Origin of the sequence: Actinoplanes sp. NPDC051633 (genome assembly GCF_040681735.1) — a bacterium.
In the GTDB taxonomy this organism is placed as follows: Bacteria; Actinomycetota; Actinomycetes; order Mycobacteriales; family Micromonosporaceae; genus Actinoplanes.
In genome coordinates, this window is the sequence record NZ_JBFAZH010000695.1 from 1 (window position 1) to 4,206 (window position 4,206).

The 4,206-nt window shown below is 72.0% G+C and carries 4 protein-coding genes, 1 pseudogene and 1 riboswitch; of the genes and pseudogenes, 4 read left to right on the forward strand and 1 reads right to left on the reverse strand.

What is annotated here, in order from left to right:
• The 3 genes and pseudogenes from AB0M20_RS29950 to AB0M20_RS29960 all read left to right on the forward strand — a co-directional run.
• Nucleotides 1-448, forward strand: a pseudogene (locus AB0M20_RS29950) (lysine--tRNA ligase); the annotation flags it as partial.
• Between the two features lie 10 nt (nt 449-458).
• On the forward strand, nt 459-926 hold the full coding sequence (locus AB0M20_RS29955) for an MSMEG_6728 family protein (RefSeq protein WP_364303670.1): 468 nt from the start codon (nt 459-461) through the stop codon (nt 924-926).
• Nucleotides 927-978: 52 nt separating this feature from the next.
• Nucleotides 979-1,785, forward strand: coding sequence for an alpha/beta hydrolase (locus AB0M20_RS29960; protein ID WP_364303671.1), 807 nt, complete (start codon nt 979-981; stop codon nt 1,783-1,785).
• On the opposite strand, the gene AB0M20_RS29965 is transcribed toward AB0M20_RS29960, so the two are convergent.
• The gene (locus tag AB0M20_RS29965; RefSeq protein WP_364303672.1) at nt 1,782-2,402 is read right to left on the reverse strand and encodes a trimeric intracellular cation channel family protein; all 621 of its coding nucleotides are present in this window, start codon (nt 2,400-2,402) and stop codon (nt 1,782-1,784) included. The genes AB0M20_RS29960 and AB0M20_RS29965 overlap by 4 nt on opposite strands.
• Nucleotides 2,403-2,455: 53 nt before the next feature.
• A riboswitch (TPP riboswitch) is annotated at nt 2,456-2,566 on the forward strand.
• On the opposite strand from AB0M20_RS29965, the gene AB0M20_RS29970 reads away from it, so the two are divergent.
• Nucleotides 2,555-3,856, forward strand: a complete 1,302-nt coding sequence (locus AB0M20_RS29970; protein ID WP_364303673.1) for a cytosine permease — start codon at nt 2,555-2,557, stop codon at nt 3,854-3,856. Its footprint overlaps the riboswitch before it by 12 nt.
• Nucleotides 3,857-4,206: the final 350 nt, after the last annotated feature.

A 4,206-nucleotide genomic window follows, 5' to 3' on the forward strand; every position in this document is an offset into this window, starting at 1 on the left:
GCCCAAGCAGATGCTGCGCATCCTGCACGACGTCGATGCGGCCCGGCCGATCGACAGCCTCGAGGAGGTGCGGCCCCGGCTGGACCGCGCCGTCCACTGGGCCCTCGAGCAGATGCCGGCCGACCAGCGCACGCAGGTCCTCAGCGAGCCCGACACCGAGCTGCTGGCCGGCCTCGAGGAGGACGAGGTGCGGGCGCTGCGCCTGCTCGTCGACGGGCTGGACGAGCACTGGTCCCTCGCCGGGCTGACGACGCTGGTGTACGGCGTACCCAAGATGATCCTGGGCCTGCCGCTGGACGTCGCGCCCACCGCCGAGCTCAAGGCCGTGCAACGCCGGTTCTTCATCCTGCTCTACCGGCTGCTCACCGGGCGGGACACCGGGCCGCGCCTGCCCACGCTGCTGCTGGCGATCGGCCCGGACCGGGTCCGCACCCTGGTCACGCCCTGAGGGGCCGAGCGTGCAGACGTTCCTGCCGTACCCGGATTTCATCGCCAGCGCCACGGCACTGGACGTGCGCAGGCTCGGCAAGCAGCGGGTGGAGGCCATCCAGGTCCTGCGCGGGCTCACCTGGCCCACGTACGGGTGGCGGCACCACCCGGCGGTGAAGATGTGGCACGGGTACGAGGAGGCGCTGACCCGGTACGGCCTCGACGTGTGCGCGGTCTGGTGCGCGACCGGACGGGCCGACACGTGCGCCGCGACCCTGGTCACCGATCTGGGCGCGGGAACCGCCGTGCGGACCCAGGCGCAGCTCGCCGCGGCCGGTGACCTGCCACCGTGGCTCGGCGACGCCGACGTCCACCGGAGTCATCAGTCGGCGCTGCTGCGCAAGGACCCGAACCACTACGGTGCGCTCTTCCCCGGCGTACCCGACGACCTGCCCTATGTGTGGCCGGCCTCGGACCGCCCTCCCCGGCCGGCCTGACACCGTCGGGCAGGCGACAGCGCCCGGCCATGGGAGGGCGCAGACTCGGGCCGTGTTCGCGGTCAACGGGGCCGTCCGGCTCGCGTACGACGATCTCGGCCCGCCCGGCGGCGAGCCGATCCTCATGCTGATGGGCCTCGCCGCCTCGCGTTTCTGGTGGCCGCCCGGCCTGCTCACCGCGCTGCAGGCGGAGGGATTCCGGCCGATCGTGCTCGATGTACGCGACTCCGGCGAGTCCACCCGCGCCACCGTGCAGTACAGCGCCGAGGACCTGACCGACGACGTGATCGCCGTGGCCGACCACCTCGGCCTGGCGGACGCGCATCTGTTCGGGTTGTCCTTCGGAAGCGTGGTCGCGCAGCGGGTCGCGCTGCGGCATCCGGACCGGGTCCGCACGCTTACCGGTTACGCCGCCGGTTCCAGCGACGCAGGTCTGGCCAAGGTGGTGCTGCGGTACTTCCGGTGGGGTACGCAGCTGCGGCTGGGCCGGCTGACGCGCCGGGCCGGGTCGGACGAGGAGCTGGCGGTGGCGATCATGGCGGTGGCCGGCTATCCGGGCGGCGGCGACTTCGCCCGGACCACCGTTGCCCGCGACCGGGAGCACGGCATCCGCAGCTTCCGTGACGTCTCCGCGCAGGGGCGGCAGATCCGCGCCCGGTGGCACGGGCCGCGGCTGCGCGAGATGCGGGTTCCGGCGCTGGTCCTGCACGGCGAGGCCGATCGCTTGCTGCGCGACCGCGCCGCCCGGGACATCGCGGCCGCCGTCCCGGGCGCCCGGCTGATGATCCTGCCCGGCGCCGGTCACGTCCCGCCGCCGGACTCCTGGGCGACGATCGCCCGCGCGATGCGCGACATCTAGACCGGCCGCTTCCGCTCCCAGGCGTGCGGGGCCTTCCAGTTGCGGAGCATCGCGACGATGCGGAAGGCGAAGACGAACACCGCCGCGCCGATGGCGAAGGCCGCCTCTGGCAGGCGGAGCTGGTTCGCGACGGCGATGACGATCGCGCCGGCCGTGGCCGGGATCGCGTACAGGTCGGTGTGCATCCGGACCAGGGCGGGCGTCTCGCGGGCCGTGATGTCGCGCAGCACGCCGCCGCCGACCGCCGTGGTGACGCCGAGCAGGACCGCCTGCACCGAGCCGAGATGGTAGTCGAGGGCCTTGAGGGTGCCGGTGACGCAGAAGAGCGCGAGGCCCGCGGCGTCGAAGACCAGTACGGTGAAGCTGAGCCGCTGCACCAGCGGATGGGCGAAGAACGTCACCGCCGCGGCGATCAGCGGGACCAGCAGGTAGTACACGTTCGAGAAGGCGGCCGGCGGGACGTCCCCGATGACCAGGTCGCGCAGGATGCCACCGCCGAGCGCGGTGAGCAGCGCCAGCACGGCGATTCCCACGATGTCGAAGCCCTTGTGTACGGCCATCAGCGCGCCGGATGTGGCGAAGACGTACAGGCCGGCCAGTTCGAGGACGTAGACCATTCCCACAGTCTGCCGTCAGGACGGCGGCATCGTCGGGGCTTGTCGTAAGGTGGGGACGCACTTGCGGGAGCTCGGAGCGACCGGGCTGAGAGGACGGCTGGCGTCGTCGACCGTTGGAACCTGACCGGGTAATGCCGGCGTAGGGAGTACGGATGCCGTCGCAGTCCATTGTCGACCGTTCCCGCATGCTCGGATTGTGGGACACCACCGGCCTCTGGGCCAATCTCGGGATCAGCCTGCTGCTGCCGGTGGCGGCGGCGTTCGCCCTGCTGCCCGGCCGCCCGCTGTCGGTCACCGTCCTGGCGATCGTCGTCGGCGCGGTGATCGGCGCCACGCTGCTGGGGCTCGGGGCCGCCGCCGGGGCGCGCGAGGGGGTGCCCGCGATGGTGCTCATGCGCGGGTTGTTCGGCCGGCGCATCTCGGCGCTGCCGACCGTCTTCAACGTCGTGCAGTGCGTCGGCTGGGCCACCTTCGAGATCATGATCATCGGGTCGGTCGCGGCACGCGCCCTCGACGCGCCGTTCTGGCCCTTCGCGCTCGCCGCCGGCGTGCTGGCCACCATGATGGCGGTGCGCCCGCTCGGCGCGATCCGGTTGCTGGCGCGCTACCTGGTGTGGGTCGCGCTGGCGGTCGTCGCCTACCTCTTCGTCCGGGTGCTGTCGCATCCGGTTCCGCCGCCGGCCGGTCCGGGGACGGCATCGTTCTGGTCGGCGGTCGACGTCGTGATCGCGCTGCCGGTGTCGTGGTTCCCGCTCGCCGCCGACTACACCCGGCACGTGCGCGGGGCACGGACCGCGTTCGCCGGCACGGCGGTCGGCTACGGCGCCGCGACGATCGCGTTCTTCCTGCTCGGGGTGCTGGCGCTGGCCGCGTACGGGCGCTCCGGGCTCGACGTGATCGACGCGCTGCTGGCCGTCCCGCTCGGCGTGGTGGCGGTGCTCGTCCTGCTGGTGGTCGAGGTCGACGAGGCGTTCGCGAACATCTACTCCACCGCGGAGTCCACGAGGAACCTCACGGCCCGCGTGGACCGGCGGGTGCTCGCGGTGGCGGTCGGCATCCTGTCGACGCTGCTCGCCCTGGCCTTCGACGTCACCGCGTACGAGCCGTTCCTGTTCCTGATCGGCGCGGTGTTCGTACCCCTGATCGGGGTCTTCCTCGTCGCCTACCACCTGCCGCGCAGCCGCTGGGACGTGTCCGACACGGCTCCCGCCCGGCCCGCGCTGCTGCTGCCGTGGGCCGCCGGGTTCGCCGCCTTCCAGCTCACCCTGCCGACCCAGCTCACGAGCACGGGCGCCGGATGGACGACCTGGTGGGCCCAGCGGCAGCAGGACCTGGGCATCGACCCGGCCAACGGATGGTCCGCGTCGCTGGTCGGCCTGGCCGTCGCCGGCGCACTGACGACCCTGATCCTCCTGCCCGCACAGCTGAGACGGCGAAGCGGCAGATTGCCCTAGGTCCGGGAGCGGCAGCCTGAGTTCGTTGTCCGGGTGTGCACTATCCCGGAGTGGTAGCTCAGCTGCCTTTCTGGCCTTCGGATAGGCACATGGGCTACCACTGTGGTCGATTTGTCCGCCGGCAACGCCGAAGTGGTAGCTCAGCCGCCTTTCAGGCCCTCGGAAGGGCGCGTGAGCTACCACTGTGGTCGATTTGTCCGCTGGCAGTACCGGAAGTGGTAGCTCAGCCACCTGTCTCCGCGGCATGACGGTGCCTGGCCTACCACTCTTGCTCCTGCCACCGGCCGGACCTGGGCCTGGATCAACGATCAGCCTCACGGGCCGCACTGAGCCCGACTTGCGACTGGGCC

What these genes read in the sequence shown, in the direction of transcription:
- AB0M20_RS29965 (WP_364303672.1), bottom strand. Translation starts at nt 2,402, where the DNA reads ATGGTCTACGTCCTCGAACTGGCCGGCCTGTACGTCTTCGCCACATCC.
- AB0M20_RS29970 (WP_364303673.1), top strand. Translation starts at nt 2,555, where the DNA reads ATGCCGTCGCAGTCCATTGTCGACCGTTCCCGCATGCTCGGATTGTGG.